Source organism: Hydrogenophaga sp. (assembly GCF_019264445.1).
Lineage (GTDB): Bacteria > Pseudomonadota > Gammaproteobacteria > Burkholderiales > Burkholderiaceae_C > Hydrogenophaga.
The window spans coordinates 1-16,483 of the sequence record NZ_JAHVAB010000012.1 but is presented as its reverse complement, the minus strand read 5'-3'; the positions used below and the strand labels follow the sequence as shown (position 1 = coordinate 16,483).

The window sequence follows — 16,483 nt, the reverse complement described above, 5'->3', positions numbered from 1 at the left end:
GTCCATGGATCTGATCCTGTGGCGGCACGCGGAGGCGCAAGAGCATCCCGAGCTGCTCACAGGTCGGCCCGGTGACGCCCTGGACCTGGCACGGCGGCTCACGCCGCGCGGGGAAAAGCAGGCGGCCCGCATGGCGGCCTGGCTGGATCGGCAACTGCCCGAGGGCGCTCGCATCTGGAGCAGCCCGGCAGCGCGCTGCGAACAGACGGCAATGGCCTTGGGACGCAAGTTCAAGCTTCGCGATGAGCTTTGCCCTGAGGGCGATCTGCTGGCCCTGCTCGAACTCGTGCAATGGCCATGCGGAAAGTCACCTGTGGTGGTCGTCGGGCATCAGCCCACATTGGGCCGCGTGGTGGCACGCCTGCTGCGGCTGCAGGAGGAAGACTGCTCGGTCAAGAAGGGCGCCGTGTGGTGGCTGCGCCACCGCGAGCGTGCTGGCACAGGCCAGACAGTCGTGGTCACGGTTCAGACGCCCGAGCTGATCTGACGCGGCAGCGCTTCGCTGCAACCGGGCTGCATCAAGCCTTTTTGGCCGCTGCGCTGGTGCGGCGTGCTCGCGGTGCCGGTGCGCTTGCCACTGGGGCGACCGCCTTTTTGACGGACGCCTTCTTGGCGGCTGTCGGGGTCGCGGGCTTTGCGGCAGATTTGGCGACCACCTTTACAGCGGGTTTGGCCGCTGCAGTTGCTGTCGCCTTGGGTGCCGCCTTTGTGTTGGTCACCGCCGGGCGCCCGGTCTTCAGTGTGGGTACAGCGGCCAGCGCTGCTTTGTAGGCGGCGTCACCGAGCCCCTGCAAGCTCATCAAACCCGCGCGCAACAGCTCGCTTTTCTTCACGCTCGTGCCCAGTGCGATCGCGCGGTCCTTGAGCTTCTCGATGGCCGCAAACTCGTTCTTGGGGATGGTGAAGCTGTCGCGCACCAGCTTGGGTTTTTTGGGGCTGGATTTGCTGCTCTGACTGGCCATGTGCTCACTCCGATGGTTGAAAAGGAGTGAAATTTTAAACGGTATATACCGTTTACACCGTTATGACAAATGCGTGACGAAGCGGTGACAGTGCGGTGTTTGCACTGTTGGCCTCATCGGATGTCTGCGGTGAATTTCCAGGCCGATTTTTGCCAGGCCACGACTTCTTCACCCAGCAGCCACGCCGACTGCGGATAGCGCTTCGCCCAGCCGGGGTTGGTGGACAGCTTGAAAGCGCGTGACTTGTAGCTCAGCTTGATGGACTGGTATTCCGGCATCTGCCGTGCATGGCACAGCAGCACCGCCAGGCGCAGCACCATCAACTGCTTGGCAAACAGTTCGTCCTGCAGCGCTTCCTCGAGTTTGCGCAGTTTGCCGCGCTGGCCCATCACCAGCTGGCTCATGCGGTGCAGTTCGGGCAGCGAAAAGCCGGGTGCGTCCACGTTGTCCAGGATGTACGCGCCGTGGTGGTGAGATCGTTCGTGCGAGATGTGTGTGCCGATCTCGTGCAGCCGCGCGGCCCAGGCCAGTTTTTGCGAGTAGCGCTCGTTTTGCGCGTCCAGCGCGGCGATCTGCGAGAAGAGGGCCGTGCTGACGTCGCTCACGCGCTTGCCCTGCGCCTCGTCGGCCGAGAAGCGGTGGGCCAGCCAGCGCACGGTGCGCTCGCGGACGTCACCACCGTCGGTGTCGCGGTCGATCAGGTCGTACAGCGCGCCATGGCGCAGGGCGCCTTGTGCAGGCACCATTTGCTCAATGCCGAACAGGTCGAAGATCGCACGCAGCACGCTCACGCCGCCACCAATGACCGGGCGCCGGTCGTCCTTCAGGCCTTCGAGGCGAATCTGCTCTGCGCTGCCCGCCTTGATCAGGCGGTCGGTCAACCAGTCCAGACCAGAGCGGGTGACCACCCCCGATGCCCAGCCGTTGGCGGCCAGCATGTCTGCCACCGCACCCACGGTGCCGGAAGATCCGTAGGCCACCGTCCACTCCGCAGGCGGAAACTTGTCCAGCGCCTCGTCAATCACGGCCTTGGCCGCCACTTCAGCGGTCTTGAAGGCGGACGCACTGAACTGACCCCGCGGGAAGTAGCGCGTGGACCAGGCCACGCTGCCCAGCCGGTACGACTCCATGTTGCGCGCGGTGTATCCCTGACCCAGGATCATTTCGGTGGAGCGTCCGCCAATATCCACCACCAGGCGCTTCTCGTCTGAGTGCGGCAGCAACCGCGAGACGCCCTGGTAGATCAGGCGTGCCTCTTCGTGCCCGGACACCACGTCAATCGAGAAGCCCAGAATGGTCTGGGCGTTGCGCAGGAACTCGTCCCGGTTGCGCGCTTCCCGCAGGGTTTGCGTGGCCACCGCCCGCACTTGTTGTTTTTTGAAGCCGTGCAGGCGCTCGGCAAAGCGGGCCAGGCACTCCCAGCCCCGTTCCATGGCCGCCTGGCTGAGGTTTTTTTCTTCGTCCAGCCCCGTCCCCTGGCGCACCGTCTCCTTCAGGTACTCGATGCGCTCGATGTGGCCGGACTGGTACCGGCCGATTTCCAGCCTGAAGCTGTTGGAGCCGAGGTCGATGGCGGCGAGGAGGGTTCCGTTTTGCATGCGAGACGGCGGCGTAGGGCCAGAGAAGGGCCCATGGGGCAGGTTGGTGCGGGAAGACCCGGATTGTGACGCATGGCCGTACCCTGCCGGCAGGCCAGACAGCGCTCGGGGCAACACGCTGTGTGACAACCGTTCGATGTCACGGAGATGTCACATTGCCTGCCTACATTCGTGGCTGTTCTGCATCCCAACCGCTAGGAGTCACCGAATGATCAACAAACGCATCTTCCTCAAGTCCATTGCTGCCGCCGCCATGGCCACCGCCGGCATGGGCGCCGCATTGGCCGCTGACATCACCGGCGCTGGCGCCACGTTCCCGTTCCCGATCTATGCCAAATGGGCTGAGGCCTACAAGAAAGAAACCGGCACGGGCCTGAACTACCAGTCCATCGGCTCCTCGGGTGGCATCCGCCAGATCCGCGCCAAAACCGTGGCGTTTGGCGCCACCGACGCCCCCGTTCCCGGCGCCGACCTTGAAAAAGACGCCATGGTGCAGTTCCCCGCCATCATTGGCGGCACGGTGCCTGTGATCAACCTCGACGGCTTCAAGCCCGGCGAACTGCGCGTGACCGGCCCCGTGCTGGCCGAAATGTTCCTGGGCAAGATCGTCAAGTGGAACGACCCGAAGCTGGCCGCCCTGAACCCGGGCAAGACGCTGCCTGATGCCAATATCACGGTGGTGCACCGTGCCGACGGCTCCGGGACCACCTTCAACTGGACCGACTACCTGACCGTGGTCAGCAAGGAGTGGGCCGATACCGTGGGCAAGGGCGCCGCCGTGAAGTGGCCTGCCGCTTCGTCGGTCGGTGGCAAGGGCAACGAAGGCGTGGCCGCCAACGTCAACCGCGTCAAGGGTGCGCTGGGCTACGTGGAATACGCGTACGTCAAGAAGAACAACATGAACTTCCTGCAGCTCCAGAACGCCGACGGCAAGTACGTGAGCCCGGATGACAAGACGTTCGCGGCTGCGGCTGCCAGCGCCGACTGGTTCAGCGTGCCCGGCATGGGCGTGTCGATGGTCAATGCCAAGGGCGCGGACAGCTGGCCTGTGAGCACGGCGTCTTTCATCCTGATGTACAAGAACCCGGCCGACAAGGCGCAGTCCGCTGAAGTGCTCAAGTTCTTTGACTGGGCGTTCAAGAACGGCAAGGGCATGGCCGCTGAGCTGGACTACGTGCCGCTGCCCGACAGCCTGACCGCCCAGATTCGCTCCAAGGTTTGGACGGAAATCGCCAAGTAAGTTAGGCTGTTCCGCGCACTGTGTCCGCCGTCTGGTTTGCCCCGGTCGGCGGGCACTGTGTTGAGGAGCCGGAAACCTCCGGAAGAAGACCAACATGAGCCTGGGTACCACCATGAGTTCGCAACCCGTGTCCGCTACAACGGGCAACCCCGACATGGAGTCGATTGCCCGGCGGCAACGCATCCAGGACGTGTTTTTTCACCGCATCACGCAGGCGTTTTCGCTGTTGGTGCTGGTGGCGCTGCTGGGCATCATCGTCTCGCTGTTCATCAACGCCTGGCCGACCTTCCAGAAGTTCGGCGTCGGATTTGTCTGGCGTGTCGAGTGGGACATCATCAATGAAGAATTTGGCGCCGCGATTGCCATCGTGGGCACGCTGGCCAGTGCGAGCATTGCACTGCTGATTGCGGTGCCGCTGGCCTTCGGTATCGCGCTCTTCCTGACCGAAACCTGCCCCGTCTGGCTGCGCCGTCCGCTGGGTACGGCCGTGGAGCTTCTGGCGGCCGTTCCTTCGATCATTTACGGCATGTTCGGCCTGTTTGTGTTCGCGCCGCTGTTTGCCGACTATTTCCAGATGCCGGTGCAAAAAATGCTGGGCGGCATGCCTCTGGTGGGCTTCCTGTTCGGCGGCAGCACCAACGGCTTTGGCATTCTGGCCGCTGGCATCGTGCTGGCGTTCATGGTCCTGCCCTTCATTGCCGCCGTCATGCGCGACGTGTTCGAGATCGTGCCGCCCATCCTGCGCGAGTCGGCCTATGGCCTGGGCTGCACGACGTGGGAAGTGGTGCGCCGTGTGGTGCTGCCCTACACCCAGAAGGGCGTCATTGGCGGGATCATGCTCGGCCTGGGGCGCGCGCTGGGCGAAACCATGGCCGTCACGTTTGTGATCGGCAACGCCAACCGCATGCCCACCTCGCTGTTCTCACCCGGCACCTCGATCGCATCGACGCTGGCCAACGAGTTTGGCGAAGCGGCAGACTTCCACCTGTCCACCCTGTTCGCGCTGGGCTTCCTGCTCTTCGTGATCACCTTCATCGTGCTGTCGGCCGCCAAGATCATGTTGTTGCGCGCCGAAAAGGCCAAGGGACTCTGAGGACACCGCCATGGAATTCAACCAAAGTCTTTACAAGCGCCGCCAGCGCGCCAACGCGGTTGGTCTGTCCCTGTCCATGGGCGCCATGGTGCTGGGCCTCTTCGTGCTGCTCTGGATCCTGAGCGTGCTGTTCAGCAACGGGCTTGCGGCCCTGGACTGGAACATGTTCACCCAGTCCACGCCCGCACCCGGCAGCGAGGGCGGTGGCCTGGCCAACGCCATCGTGGGCAGCTTGCTGATGGTCGGCTTCTCGGTGCTGGTCTCCACACCCATCGGCATCTTCGCGGGTGTGTACCTGGCCGAGTACGGCGACACCAGCAAGACCGCCGAGCTCACACGCTTCGTGACCGACATCATGCTGTCTGCACCATCGATCGTCCTGGGTCTGTTCGTGTATGCGATCGCCGTGGCCACCGTGGGTAACTTCTCTGGCTGGGCAGGCAGCCTGGCGCTCTCGCTGATCGCCGTTCCGGTGGTCGTGCGCACCACCGAGAACATGTTGCGGCTGGTGCCTGGCAGCTTGCGCGAAGCCGCATTCGCGCTGGGTGCGCCGCGCTGGAAGGTGGCCACGCTGGTGACGCTGCGCGCGGCCAAGAGCGGCGTGATGACGGGCCTGCTGCTGGCGGTGGCCCGCATCAGCGGCGAGACCGCACCGCTGCTCTTCACCGCCTTGAACAACCAGTTTTTCAGCACCGACATGGGCGCGCCCATGGCCAACCTGCCGGTCGTGATTTTCCAGTTTGCGCTGAGCCCTTACGACAACTGGATTCGTCTGGCCTGGGGCGGTGCGCTGCTGATCACGCTCTCGGTGCTCGCACTCAACATCGTGGCGCGGGTCTTCCTGCGCGAGAAGAAGGTGGGCTGATTGCCGCCCGTCCTGCACAACCGAACAACCGATACGGAACCCAACATGCCCAACACCGCTACGGCCGCCGCAGCCAGCACCAAGAACGCGCTTGAGTTGCGCAACCTGAACTTCTTCTACGGCAAGTTCCAGGGCCTCAAGAACGTCAACATGAACATCGAAGAGCGCAAGGTCACCGCCTTCATCGGGCCTTCGGGGTGTGGCAAATCGACCTTGTTGCGCACGCTCAACCGCATGTACAGCCTGTACCCGGGCCAGCGCGCCGAGGGCGAGATCAATTTCTACGGTCAGAACATTCTGGATGCCAAGCAGGACATCAACCTCCTGCGCGCGCGCATCGGCATGGTGTTCCAGAAGCCGACGCCGTTTCCGATGTCGATCTACGACAACATCGCCTTCGGCGTGAAGCTGTACGAAGACCTGAGCCGCGGCGAGATGGATGACCGGGTGGAGTGGGCGCTGTCCAAGGCAGCCCTGTGGAACGAGGTGAAGGACAAGCTCAACCAGAGCGGCTTGTCGCTCTCGGGCGGCCAGCAGCAACGTCTGTGCATTGCGCGCAGCGTGGCGGTGAAGCCTTCGGTTCTGCTGCTGGACGAGCCGACTTCGGCGCTGGATCCCATTTCCACCGGCAAGGTCGAGGAGCTCGTGCACGAACTCAAGCAGGACTACACGATCGCCATCGTCACGCACAACATGCAGCAGGCCGCGCGCTGCAGCGACTACACCGCCTACATGTACCTGGGCGAGCTGATCGAGTTCGGGTCTACGGAGCAGATTTTCTTCAAGCCCAGCAAGACCGAGACGGAAGACTACATCACGGGCCGCTTCGGCTGAGCCCTCTCGTACCCGACCCCACAGCGATCCAACGGGAGACCTTTCATGAGCGACAAACACATCTCCAGTCAGTTCGACGCCGAGCTGAACTCCATCTCCACGCATGTGCTCGAAATGGGCGGCCTGGTCGAATCCCAGCTGCACCAGGCGGTGTATGCGCTGATCCACATGAGCCAGGAGTCGGCTGAGCAAGTCCTGGAGAACGAGACGCGCATCAATCAGATGGAGGTGCAGATCGATCACGAGATCATCTCCACCATTGGCCGCCGCCAGCCCACGGCACGTGACCTGCGGTTTCTGATGGCGATCTCGCGCACCACGCAGAACCTGGAGCGCGCCGGCGACGAGGTGGCCCGCATCGCACGCATGGTCAAGTCCATCATCCAGAACGGCTCGCCACGCAACCTGCCCAGCTCGGAGTTGCGCATGGCCGCCGACCTGGCCGCCGCGCTGCTGCGCAAGACCCTGGACTCTTTTGCCCGGCTGGATACCGCGATGGCGGTGGCCATCATCAAAGGCGATGACGCCATCGACCACGAGTACAACGGTTTCCTGCGCAAGCTCATCACCTACATGATGGAAGACCCCCGCACCATCTCGCCCAGCCTGGACCTGCTGTTCCTGGCGAAGTCGATCGAGCGCGTGGGCGACCATGCCAAGAACATCGCCGAGCAGATCATCTTCATCGTCAAGGGTGAAGATGTGCGCCATGCGCCGATGTCGGAAGTGGAGTCGGTGGTCGGATGAGAAAACTCCCACGCGTGCTCGTTGTCGAGGACGAGCCGTCCATTGCCGAACTGATTGCTGTCAACCTGCGGCACAACGGCTTCGCGCCCACCGTGGTATTTGACGGAGCGGCAGCCCAGCGCGAGGTCGACGCCGTGTTGCCTGACGTCATCTTGCTCGACTGGATGTTGCCGGGCGAGAGCGGCGCCGTGCTGGCGCGGCAGTGGCGCAAGAACGAGCGCACAAAGACCGTGCCCATCCTCATGCTCACCGCCCGCAGCGACGAAAGCGACAAGGTGCAAGGGCTCGATGCAGGCGCGGACGACTACATCACCAAGCCGTTCTCCACCCAGGAGTTGCTGGCGCGCATCCGTGCCGTGCTGCGTCGCCGGGCGCCCGAGATCGTCAACGACTCCGTGCAGGTGGGCGAGCTGGCGCTGGACGCGGCCACCTATCGCGTCACTTTCCGTGGCGCCGAGCTCAAGGTCGGGCCCACCGAATTCAAATTGCTTCACTACCTCATGAAGCACGCAGAGCGCGTGCACACGCGTGGTACGCTGCTCGACAAGGTCTGGGGAGACCATGTGTTCATCGAGGAGCGTACTGTGGACGTGCATGTCAAACGATTGAGGGAATCACTCGGTGAGGCGTCCGGCATGGTGGAGACGGTGCGTGGCGCCGGTTACCGCCTGACGTCGATGAATCACACCGGTAAACCGGCGCAAGGCACCCCGATCTCGGCCACATGACCCGCCGCGCCATCGAACTGCTGCTCCTGGTCGCATTGGGGGCGGTCTGGGGTTGGGCACAGGAGTCGCCAGCCATCACATTTGCAGGCGCTTTGGTCGGTGCGCTGGCATGGACCTTTCTTGACGGGGTTCGCGCGCGGCGTGTGTTGCGCTGGCTCAACAAGGGCGAGGCCACCCGTGCGCCGAATCTGGGCGGTGTCTGGGGCGAGTTGGTCGAGCGTTGCCGCAAGGTCATCAAGAAGCTGGAGAAAAAGGCCCAGAGCAGCGACGCACGGCTCGAAGACTTTCTGGCCGCCATTCAGGCGTCTCCCAACGGCGTGGTGCTGCTGGATTCGTCCGGGCGTATCGAGTGGTCCAACCTGACGGCTGCCAACCAGCTGGGTTTTGATCCGCAGCGTGACCTGGGGCAGTACGTGCGCAACCTGGTGCGCAACCCGGCCTTTACGGCCTACCTGGCCGGTGGCGACTTCGGGCATGAGATCCAGATCGACGGCCCAGGTCCGCGGCCCTCGCAGCCGACCAAGATTTCGATGCAGGTGCATCCGTACGGCAAGAAGCGCAAGCTGATGATCACGCGAGACGTGACCGCCGTGTTGTTGGCAGAGGCAATGCGCCGCGATTTCGTGGCGAACGTTTCACACGAGATCCGCACGCCGCTCACGGTGCTCAGCGGCTTCGTGGAAACGATGCAGAGCATTCCGCTGGAGGAAGCCGACCGCACCCGCTATCTGGACCTGATGAGTCAGCAGGCGCACCGCATGCAAACGCTGGTGAGCGACTTGCTCACGCTGTCGCGGCTGGAGGGCAGCCCGGCGCCCGGGCCCGGCGAGTGGATTGACGCCGAAGAGCTCCTGAGCCATGTGGTGCAGGAAGCCAAAGGCTTGACGCACGCCATTTCTCCCACGCCACATGAGATTGAGCGGATGACCGGGCCGGATCTCTGGGTGTCGGGTGCCCGCACCGAACTGCTCAGTGCCATGTCGAACCTGATGAGCAATGCCGTGCGCTACACACCCGGTGGTGGGCGCATCCGCTCGGGGTGGCGACTGCGCGCCGATGGCTGGGTGGAGTTCTTCGTCAGCGACACGGGGCCTGGCATCGCTGCCGAGCACATTCCCAGACTGACCGAGCGCTTTTACCGTGTGGACCGCAGCCGTTCGCGGGAAACGGGCGGGACTGGCCTGGGCTTGGCCATCGTGAAACACGTGGCCCAGCGCCATGGTGGTCACATCGAGGTGCAGAGCGTGCTGGGGGAAGGGTCGACGTTCGCGATTGCCCTGCCTCCCGCACGGGTGCGCGAGCGCGTCAACGGCTGACGCGCTGGTACACCAGCAGACTTTCCTTGTTGTCGGTGAGGCGGCGCACCGTGGCCTTGAATGCCCACTGCGTGAGGTCGACACGTTCGTTCAATGTCGGTTGACTCTCGGGCGCCACCACCATGCTGCGGCAGCGTCCGGCGTTGCCGTCGCTGCTGCGGACCAGCTCGAGTTCACCGTGGTACTGCAAAGCGGCGATCTGCGCCTGATTGAGGCCATCAGCCAGCACACAACTCTGTTTGCCGACCAGCCCGGCAATACCGCGCGAGATCGGGCCGTAGCTGCGACCGAAGTCGAGCAGGGGGAGCCAGAGTGTCATCAGCAACAGCCAGCACAAGGTGCTGCCGGCCGCAGGCAGCACGAGGCTCTTCCACAGTGCCTGCCGATGCTTTCCCACCCGCCACGCCACCAGCCACAGCCATGCGGCAGTCGCAGCTGCGCCGAGTGCAAACAGGATCAGGGAGAACTCCGGTACAAATCCCGGCGCGAGTCTCGCCACGTTGGCCGCCGGCTTCGCGGGCACACCTGTTTGCATGGCGATCCAGATCACCCAGATCACCAGCGCACAGCCTGAGAAAAACACCAGCGTGAACCAGTCCACCAGCGCCGACACGCTTCGGCGCAGCGTTGGCAACGCGAATGCCGCCAGCGCGGCCATGGCCGGCAGCGCGAGCAGCAACGCGCGATCACGCCCGTCAGACATTGCACTGTCGGCCACGCTCACCAGAACGGCCCACAGTGGCAGTGCCACATGGGGCTGAAGCCATTGATGGCGCCAGCGCCAGAGCGTCCACAGCGCCAAGGGCCACGCAGGCCAGGTGAACCACACCAACAGCTTGCCCCAGCTGACCCATTGCAATTGATCCAGCGGCGTCTCGATGGCCGGTGCTGGTACCCATCCCAAGAGCATCGAGACGGCGAAAACCACGCCAAACAAGCCTGTGGCCCAAGGCAGTGGGTCTCGCAAGGCGGTGGTCGATTCAAGTGGCTCATCGGTCGCGGATGGCATGGCAGATCCGCCACGTCGAGAGAACCACAGAACGAGCAGCAGGCCACCGCCCAGCCACGCGGCCATCCACGGCGCTCCGCTCAGAATCAACGCGGCGCTGGCAAATCCCCAGGCGAACACGCTGCGACCTGGACGGCGGTTGCCAGGATGCGCCAGGCGCGCTGCGGCAAACAACATCAGCGATGCCCAGGCGAGTCGCGTCAGGTCGGGCGTGGTTTCGTGCGAGAGCTGCGCCAGGCCCAGGCAAGCGATCAACGCCAGCAAACCGGCGTCGGCCAGCGCACGTGCGTAGTCGGTCGGCTGTGCTTCACCCCCAAAGGCAAACGCAACCGGTTGAGCTGCTGGCTGGCGGGCCAGGTGATAAACGGAATACCAGGTGCACACAAGCGTGAGTGCGAGCAACAGCGCGAACGGAATGCGGACCGCGAACTCGGCCGAAACGAACGGCAGCAGCCGGATGAAGGAGGCGCCCAGCCAATAGGGGAGCAGGCCGGCTTCTTCTGCGCCCATGCCGAGCACCTGCGGATTCCACCACTCGCTGCGACCCAGGGCCATTTCAAGCATGACGCCAAATGCCGAGACATCGGCACTTTTCCAGGGCTCCCTGCCCAGAAAACCCGGCAACACGTAGGCGGCGCAAAACAGGATCAAGGCGACCCTGGGCAGGCGTCGCACGGCCGACTGGGTAACGATGGCGGGGGTGGGCTGGTTCACTGCGGCAAATATACAGGGGTCAACACGACGCGATGGGTGCGTGCGCTGATCGCATGGGCGAAAAAAAAGCAGCCCGGGCAGGCTGCTTTCTTGCAAGGTGCCAGAACCTTCGGGGTTCTGTCAGCGGCATCACTTGGCTGCCGTGGTGCCCTTGCCGTAGCGGTTGCGGAAACGCTCCACACGACCACCCATGTTGTCCACGCTTTTCTGCGTGCCCGTGTAGAAAGGGTGCGATTCGCTCGAGGTGTCCAGCTTGTACAGGGGCAGCTCGCGGCCGTCTTCCATCTTGATCATCTCTTTCGTGCTGGCGCAGGAACGCGTCACGAACTTGAAGCCATTGGAGAGGTCCTGGAAGCAGACTTCGCGGTAGTTGGGGTGAATGCCGTCTTTCATGCGTATCTTTCAGTTCAGGTGCAACAGCCGCAACGAAACCGTTCCGTTGTACTTGCCGCAGTCAGCAAAGCCTCGAATTATAGCGTCAACCGCCTCGACGCATCATGTCGAAGAATTCGGAGTTGTTCTTCGTCGACTTCATGCTCTTGAGCACCATCTCCATGGCTTCGATTTCGTCCATGTTGTACATGAACTGTCGGAGGATGCGGGTCTTCTGCAGAATCTCGGGCTGCAGCAGCAGCTCTTCGCGGCGCGTGCCACTGCGGTTGAGCTGGATGGATGGAAACACGCGTTTTTCGTAGAGGCGGCGGTCCAGGTGGATTTCGCAGTTGCCTGTGCCTTTGAACTCTTCGAAGATCACTTCATCCATCCGGCTTCCGGTGTCCACCAGTGCCGTGGCGATGATGGTGAGCGAGCCGCCTTCTTCGATCTTGCGGGCTGCGCCGAAGAAGCGCTTGGGCCTTTGCAGGGCGTTGGCGTCCACACCGCCGGTGAGCACCTTGCCGCTGGAAGGCAGCACGTTGTTGTAGGCGCGGGCGAGGCGGGTGATCGAGTCGAGCATGATCACGACATCCTTGCCGAGTTCGACCAGGCGCTTGGCGCGCTCGATCACCATCTCGGCCACGTGCACGTGCCGCGCTGCGGGCTCGTCGAAGGTGGAGGCAATGACTTCTCCGCGCACGGTGCGCTGCATTTCCGTCACTTCCTCGGGGCGTTCGTCGACCAGCAACACCATCAACACCACCTCGGGGTGATTGGCAGTGATCGCATGGCAGATGTGCTGCATCATCACCGTCTTGCCGCTCTTGGGTGGCGCCACGATCAGGGCGCGCTGGCCGCGTCCGATCGGGGCAATGATGTCAATCACCCGTCCGGTGATGTTCTCTTCGCTCTTGATGTCGCGTTCCAGGCGCATCTGTTCCTTGGGGAACAGCGGCGTCAGGTTCTCGAACATGATCTTGTGCTTGTTGTCCTCAGGCGGCAGGCTGTTGATCTTGTCGAGCTTGTTCAGTGCGAAGTAGCGCTCGCCATCCTTGGGGATGCGCACTTCACCTTCAATCATGTCCCCGGTGTGGAGGTTGAAACGCCGGATCTGGCTGGGCGAGATGTAGATGTCGTCGGTGCTGGCGGTATAGCTCGTGTCGGGCGCGCGCAGGAAGCCGAAACCATCGGGCAAGACCTCCAGAACGCCGTCGGCGTAGACCAGTTCACCCCCTTTGGCGCGCTTCTTGATGATGGCAAACATCAATTCCTGCTTACGCATGCGGCCAGGGTTTTCGATCTCAAGCGCTTCAGCCTGCTTGAGGACTTCAGACACGTGCAGTGCCTTGAGTTCGTTAAGGTGCATGGAATTCACTCCGAGAGGGAGTCGAGTCAAAACCGGGGGAGGGGGTGCGCCTGCGTCCGGATGGCGGACGGTGCGCAGAAAGAAGGGCGGGTCTCTGTCGGGGCCGCCGCGTCAAATTATGACAGGAAAACCGGGGCCGGGGAACCGGTGCCCGGGCGTTGCACCCAGGCACCTTGAAGCATTGCGCTCAGGCCAATTGCTGATCGATAAATGCAGTGAGTTGCGCCTTGCTCACGGCACCCACCTTGGTGGCAGCCAGCTGACCATCCTTGAACAGCATCAGCGTCGGAATGCCGCGGATACCGAACTTGGCAGGCACGTCGCGGTTGTCGTCCACATTAAGCTTGGCGATCTTGAGCTTGCCGTTGTAAGAGCCCGCCACTTCGTCGAGGATCGGGGCGATCATCTTGCAGGGGCCGCACCACTCGGCCCAGAAGTCCACCAGCACTGGCGCTCCGGCGTCCAGCACATCAGCCTGGAAGCTGGCATCGGAAACGTGTTTGATCAGGTCGCTGGCCATGATTCGTCCTAAAAGTCGTTGAGCAGGAGGTTACAGTTTGGGGCACTTGCCAGCAGTTCAAGGCGGTTTCAACGCCGCTGGCATGTCCGGCCCGCCATTGTGACAGAAACCCCCATTTCCATGACGCCTGTAAGCTCGGACCGCGCCCGTGACGTGGCTCTGGCATGGGAGCGACTTGTCGGCGAGATTGACGAGGTGCTGCGCGCGCGCGCGCTGTCTCCCGATCGGCTGGTGGTGCTGGTGCCGTACGCCCAGCTGATGGATGCGGGTCGGCGCGCCTGGGCCCGCGTTCATCCCACTGGCTTTTCACCGCGCTTCGAGTCCAGCCGAAACTGGGCGACCAGCTTGCAGCCCTTTGCGCCGGGTCCAGGCGACATCTGCATGGACATGGCCCGAGACAGCTTGATGGCGGCGGCGCTGATTGACCGCGTGGCGCCCGCGCGTGCCGACGCTGCATTGCGCTCAGTGATGGTCTCGCGCCTCGTCGAGGCGGCGCGCCAGCTTGCGCCGCTGGCTGCCGCCCGCCCGCCCACGAAGCGTCTTGCCTGGGCAGAACCGCTGCGCACCGCCTTGACCGCTGGTCCGCAGGCGCTGCAGTGGGAAGGCTTGCTGGCGTCGCTGGCATTGACCTGGGCCAGCACATCTGCATACGCCACCGATGTGCTGTGGAGCTCTTCGGCGCAACCGGGCTTTGCGGCCGACTTTCTGGTGGTGCTGCAGGGCTTCCAGGCGGACCCGCTCGCCGCCGCATTGGTTTCGCACTGGGGCTTGAACGCGTTGTCGGTACCTTTTGAGCTGACATCCAGGGACGTCGGTGCGCGTCTGCATGCGTGTGGTGACGCCGAGGATGAAGCCCAGCGCGCCGCTGCCTGCGTGATCGAGCATGTGAACGCAGGTCGTGCGCCTGTGGCGCTGGTGGCCAATGATCGGTTGCTCACGCGCCGTGTCAGCGCGATGTTGCACGGCGCCGGGGTTTCTGTGCGCGATGAAACGGGCTGGAAGCTCTCCACCACGCACGCCGCTGCGCGCTTGATGAGCCTGCTTCGCGCAGCGCAGCCGCAAGCGTCGATGGACGATGTGCTGGACTTGCTCAAACAAGCGCCGGCCTGGCCCGATGCGCATGTGCTCCATCTCGAACAGCTGGCGCGTGAACTCGGCGTGTCGCGCTGGCGGTCTGCGCTCCAGCACGAACGCCTGGCGCAGGTGCTGCCCACCGGGTTGGAGCCGCTGCTGCAAGGCCTGCAGCCTGCCCGCGTGCTCACCCAGTGGCTGCACGATCTTGGCGGCGCGCTGCAGGTGTGCGGACTGCTGCCTGCCTTGCAGAACGACCCGGCGGGACAGCAGTTGCTGCAGTCGCTTCGGCTGGGTGAGGGCGCTGCCATGGAGCTGGCGGGCGTCGCCGACGCCATGGGTGGCGCTGCGCGGACTGGTTCGAAGCTCTCACTCTCGGCATTGACGGCTTGGGTGAGGGACGTGCTCGAGGGAGCCAGCTTCATGCCACGCAGTGCTGCCGATCCGCAGGTGGTGGTGTTGCCCATGGCTCAACTGCTGGGACGCGCGTTTGCTGCGGCGGTCGTGCCTGGTTGCGATGAGGCCCACCTGAGCCCCAGCCCGGAGCCGTCTGGCGAGTGGACCGCTGTCCAGCGCGAGCTGCTGGGATTGCCTTCGCGCGAGGCCCTGGCCCAGGCGGCTGCGGGCGCTTGGCAAGCCACGCTGGCGTTGCCGGAGCTGGACCTGCTCTGGCGCACCCAGGACCGCGGGGAAGCGGTGTTACCCAGCGCCTGGATACAGGCGCTGCCGAACGCCGCACAGCGCAACGGCGACCCGCGCGGGCAGCGCGCGCTGGAGGCCATGACATTGCCCCGGCCCAGTCCGTCGGCCTGCGACGTGCTGCCGGAGTCGCTCTCGGCGAGCGCCTACCAGGACTTGCGCGACTGTCCGTATCGGTTCTTCGCACTGCGGCAGTTGAGGCTGGTCGAGTCGGCTGAGCTGGAGGCTGAGCCCGACCAGCGCGACATGGGCAACTGGCTGCATGCGGTGCTGCGTGCATTTCACGAACAGCGCGGGGACCAACGTCCGGGCCGTCAGGCAGACTGCGCCCACCTCGACCGCCTGGCCGACGAAGCCGCCGCGGCCATGGGCCTGAATGCTGGCGAGGGCGGTGCCGGCTTTCTGCCGTACCAGGCGGTGTGGCCGGCGTTGCGCGAAGGCTATCTGGACTGGCTGGGCGGCTTCGAGGCGACCGACGCCCGGCCGGGGCCCCGGTTTGTCCAGGCCGAAGCCGCGCTGACTTCACACGCGGGCAATTGGAAGCTGTATGGAAAGCTGGACCGGATCGACATTCAGCAGAGCCCTGAAGGCCCCATTCCGTTCGTGATCGACTACAAGACCGAGAGCCGCAGCAAGACCAACGACCGTGTGAAGGAACCGCTGGAAGACACACAGCTTGCGTTTTATGCGGCGCTCTTGCCCGACGACAACCTCCGCGCGGCGTACCTCAGCATCACCGACAAGCGCGGCGAAGGCGGCAAGGACACGCCCACCTGGCTGGTTGAACAAACCGATGTGCTGATGGCGCGCGACCATTTGCGCGAGGGCCTGGCGCACGACATGGCGCGGGTGGCCGCGGGCCAGCCCATGCCCGCCTTGGGCGAGGGCCGCGTGTGTGACTTCTGTGCCGCCCGCGGGCTCTGCCGCAAAGACTTCTGGGGTGTTGAATGAATGCCCCCGCTTACCGTATCAATGGCACACCTGCCGCGCGTGACGCCTTCTATGCGCTGGCTTGCGACCCGTCGCGCAGCATCGCGGTGGAAGCCTGCGCCGGCGCTGGCAAGACCTGGATGCTGGTCTCGCGCATCCTGCGCGCGCTGCTGGACGGCTGCGCGCCGCAAGACATCCTGGCGATCACCTTCACCAAGAAGGCCGCGGGCGAAATGCGCGACCGTCTCAACACCGAGCTGCGCCGCTGGGCCGGTTTGACCGACGAGGCGCTGGCGGGCGAGTTGCGCGCGCGCGGGCTGGACGCGGCCGACGCCATCCGCCGCGCGCCCGACGCCCGCAGCCTGCATGTGCGCCTGATGGCGCAGGGCCGCGTCGTGCAGGTGCGCACCTTCCAC

16 protein-coding genes are annotated in these 16,483 nt (G+C 64.1%); 10 read left to right on the top strand and 6 right to left on the bottom strand.

Going from position 1 to position 16,483, the window contains the following annotated elements; all coding sequences use genetic code 11:
* Positions 1-4 precede the first annotated feature (4 nt).
* The gene (locus tag KXJ60_RS01175) at positions 5-487 is read left to right on the top strand and encodes a histidine phosphatase family protein (RefSeq protein ID WP_291123528.1); all 483 of its coding nucleotides are present in this window, start codon (positions 5-7) and stop codon (positions 485-487) included.
* A gap of 31 nt (positions 488-518) precedes the next feature.
* Here the strand turns inward: KXJ60_RS01175 and KXJ60_RS01170 are convergent, their stop codons facing one another.
* Both KXJ60_RS01170 and ppx read right to left on the bottom strand, forming a co-directional pair.
* The gene (locus tag KXJ60_RS01170; RefSeq protein WP_291123527.1) at positions 519-962 is read right to left on the bottom strand and encodes a hypothetical protein; all 444 of its coding nucleotides are present in this window, start codon (positions 960-962) and stop codon (positions 519-521) included.
* Positions 963-1,075: 113 nt separating this feature from the next.
* Entirely contained in the window at positions 1,076-2,560 is a 1,485-nt protein-coding gene (gene ppx, locus KXJ60_RS01165) for an exopolyphosphatase (RefSeq protein WP_291123525.1), read from the bottom strand.
* 208 nt (positions 2,561-2,768) lie between these two features.
* Here ppx and pstS point away from each other — a divergent pair, with 208 nt between their 5' ends.
* The 7 genes from pstS (at position 2,769) to phoR (ending at position 9,383) form a co-directional block, all read left to right on the top strand.
* On the top strand, positions 2,769-3,800 hold the full coding sequence (gene pstS / locus KXJ60_RS01160) for a phosphate ABC transporter substrate-binding protein PstS (protein WP_291123523.1): 1,032 nt from the start codon (positions 2,769-2,771) through the stop codon (positions 3,798-3,800).
* 94 nt (positions 3,801-3,894) lie between these two features.
* Entirely contained in the window at positions 3,895-4,893 is a 999-nt protein-coding gene (gene pstC / locus KXJ60_RS01155; RefSeq protein WP_291123521.1) for a phosphate ABC transporter permease subunit PstC, read from the top strand.
* 10 nt (positions 4,894-4,903) lie between these two features.
* Positions 4,904-5,758 carry a phosphate ABC transporter permease PstA gene (gene pstA, locus KXJ60_RS01150; RefSeq protein WP_291123519.1) on the top strand — a complete coding sequence of 285 codons (855 nt, stop codon included), beginning with the start codon at positions 4,904-4,906 and terminating at the stop codon, positions 5,756-5,758.
* Between the two features lie 45 nt (positions 5,759-5,803).
* On the top strand, positions 5,804-6,592 hold the full coding sequence (gene pstB / locus KXJ60_RS01145; protein ID WP_291123518.1) for a phosphate ABC transporter ATP-binding protein PstB: 789 nt from the start codon (positions 5,804-5,806) through the stop codon (positions 6,590-6,592).
* Positions 6,593-6,637: 45 nt separating this feature from the next.
* A complete protein-coding gene (gene phoU, locus KXJ60_RS01140) occupies positions 6,638-7,339 on the top strand; it encodes a phosphate signaling complex protein PhoU (RefSeq protein WP_291123516.1) in 702 nt (233 codons plus the stop codon).
* Positions 7,336-8,067: a phosphate regulon transcriptional regulator PhoB gene (gene phoB / locus KXJ60_RS01135; protein WP_291123514.1), complete on the top strand. Its 732-nt coding sequence runs from the start codon at positions 7,336-7,338 to the stop codon at positions 8,065-8,067. Before phoU ends, phoB begins: the two co-directional genes overlap by 4 nt.
* Complete coding sequence (gene phoR, locus KXJ60_RS01130) at positions 8,064-9,383, top strand: phosphate regulon sensor histidine kinase PhoR (RefSeq protein ID WP_291123513.1); 1,320 nt, start codon at positions 8,064-8,066, stop codon at positions 9,381-9,383. Before phoB ends, phoR begins: the two co-directional genes overlap by 4 nt.
* Here the strand turns inward: phoR and KXJ60_RS01125 are convergent.
* From KXJ60_RS01125 to trxA, 4 genes are all read right to left on the bottom strand, one after another.
* Positions 9,373-11,106, bottom strand: a complete 1,734-nt coding sequence (locus tag KXJ60_RS01125; protein ID WP_291123511.1) for a hypothetical protein — start codon at positions 11,104-11,106, stop codon at positions 9,373-9,375. The genes phoR and KXJ60_RS01125 overlap by 11 nt on opposite strands.
* Before the next feature lie 129 nt (positions 11,107-11,235).
* Complete coding sequence (locus tag KXJ60_RS01120; RefSeq protein WP_291123509.1) at positions 11,236-11,499, bottom strand: type B 50S ribosomal protein L31; 264 nt, start codon at positions 11,497-11,499, stop codon at positions 11,236-11,238.
* A gap of 85 nt (positions 11,500-11,584) precedes the next feature.
* Positions 11,585-12,847: a transcription termination factor Rho gene (rho, locus tag KXJ60_RS01115; protein WP_291123507.1), complete on the bottom strand. Its 1,263-nt coding sequence runs from the start codon at positions 12,845-12,847 to the stop codon at positions 11,585-11,587.
* A gap of 187 nt (positions 12,848-13,034) precedes the next feature.
* Positions 13,035-13,367: a thioredoxin TrxA gene (gene trxA / locus KXJ60_RS01110; protein WP_291123505.1), complete on the bottom strand. Its 333-nt coding sequence runs from the start codon at positions 13,365-13,367 to the stop codon at positions 13,035-13,037.
* Positions 13,368-13,487: 120 nt separating this feature from the next.
* On the opposite strand from trxA, the gene KXJ60_RS01105 reads away from it, so the two are divergent.
* A complete protein-coding gene (locus KXJ60_RS01105; protein ID WP_291123503.1) occupies positions 13,488-16,088 on the top strand; it encodes a PD-(D/E)XK nuclease family protein in 2,601 nt (866 codons plus the stop codon).
* Positions 16,085-16,483 (top strand): UvrD-helicase domain-containing protein (locus tag KXJ60_RS01100; RefSeq protein WP_291123501.1); only part of this gene is annotated, 399 nt, incomplete at its 3' end. The genes KXJ60_RS01105 and KXJ60_RS01100, both read left to right, overlap by 4 nt.

Excerpts from the sequence above, each read along its gene's own strand:
- KXJ60_RS01175 (WP_291123528.1), top strand. The coding sequence starts at position 5 with ATGGATCTGATCCTGTGGCGGCACGCGGAGGCGCAAGAGCATCCCGAG.
- KXJ60_RS01170 (WP_291123527.1), bottom strand. The coding sequence starts at position 962 with ATGGCCAGTCAGAGCAGCAAATCCAGCCCCAAAAAACCCAAGCTGGTG.
- ppx (WP_291123525.1), bottom strand. The coding sequence starts at position 2,560 with ATGCAAAACGGAACCCTCCTCGCCGCCATCGACCTCGGCTCCAACAGC.
- pstS (WP_291123523.1), top strand. The coding sequence starts at position 2,769 with ATGATCAACAAACGCATCTTCCTCAAGTCCATTGCTGCCGCCGCCATG.
- pstC (WP_291123521.1), top strand. The coding sequence starts at position 3,895 with ATGAGCCTGGGTACCACCATGAGTTCGCAACCCGTGTCCGCTACAACG.
- pstA (WP_291123519.1), top strand. The coding sequence starts at position 4,904 with ATGGAATTCAACCAAAGTCTTTACAAGCGCCGCCAGCGCGCCAACGCG.
- pstB (WP_291123518.1), top strand. The coding sequence starts at position 5,804 with ATGCCCAACACCGCTACGGCCGCCGCAGCCAGCACCAAGAACGCGCTT.
- phoU (WP_291123516.1), top strand. The coding sequence starts at position 6,638 with ATGAGCGACAAACACATCTCCAGTCAGTTCGACGCCGAGCTGAACTCC.
- phoB (WP_291123514.1), top strand. The coding sequence starts at position 7,336 with ATGAGAAAACTCCCACGCGTGCTCGTTGTCGAGGACGAGCCGTCCATT.
- phoR (WP_291123513.1), top strand. The coding sequence starts at position 8,064 with ATGACCCGCCGCGCCATCGAACTGCTGCTCCTGGTCGCATTGGGGGCG.
- KXJ60_RS01120 (WP_291123509.1), bottom strand. The coding sequence starts at position 11,499 with ATGAAAGACGGCATTCACCCCAACTACCGCGAAGTCTGCTTCCAGGAC.
- rho (WP_291123507.1), bottom strand. The coding sequence starts at position 12,847 with ATGCACCTTAACGAACTCAAGGCACTGCACGTGTCTGAAGTCCTCAAG.
- trxA (WP_291123505.1), bottom strand. The coding sequence starts at position 13,367 with ATGGCCAGCGACCTGATCAAACACGTTTCCGATGCCAGCTTCCAGGCT.
- KXJ60_RS01105 (WP_291123503.1), top strand. The coding sequence starts at position 13,488 with ATGACGCCTGTAAGCTCGGACCGCGCCCGTGACGTGGCTCTGGCATGG.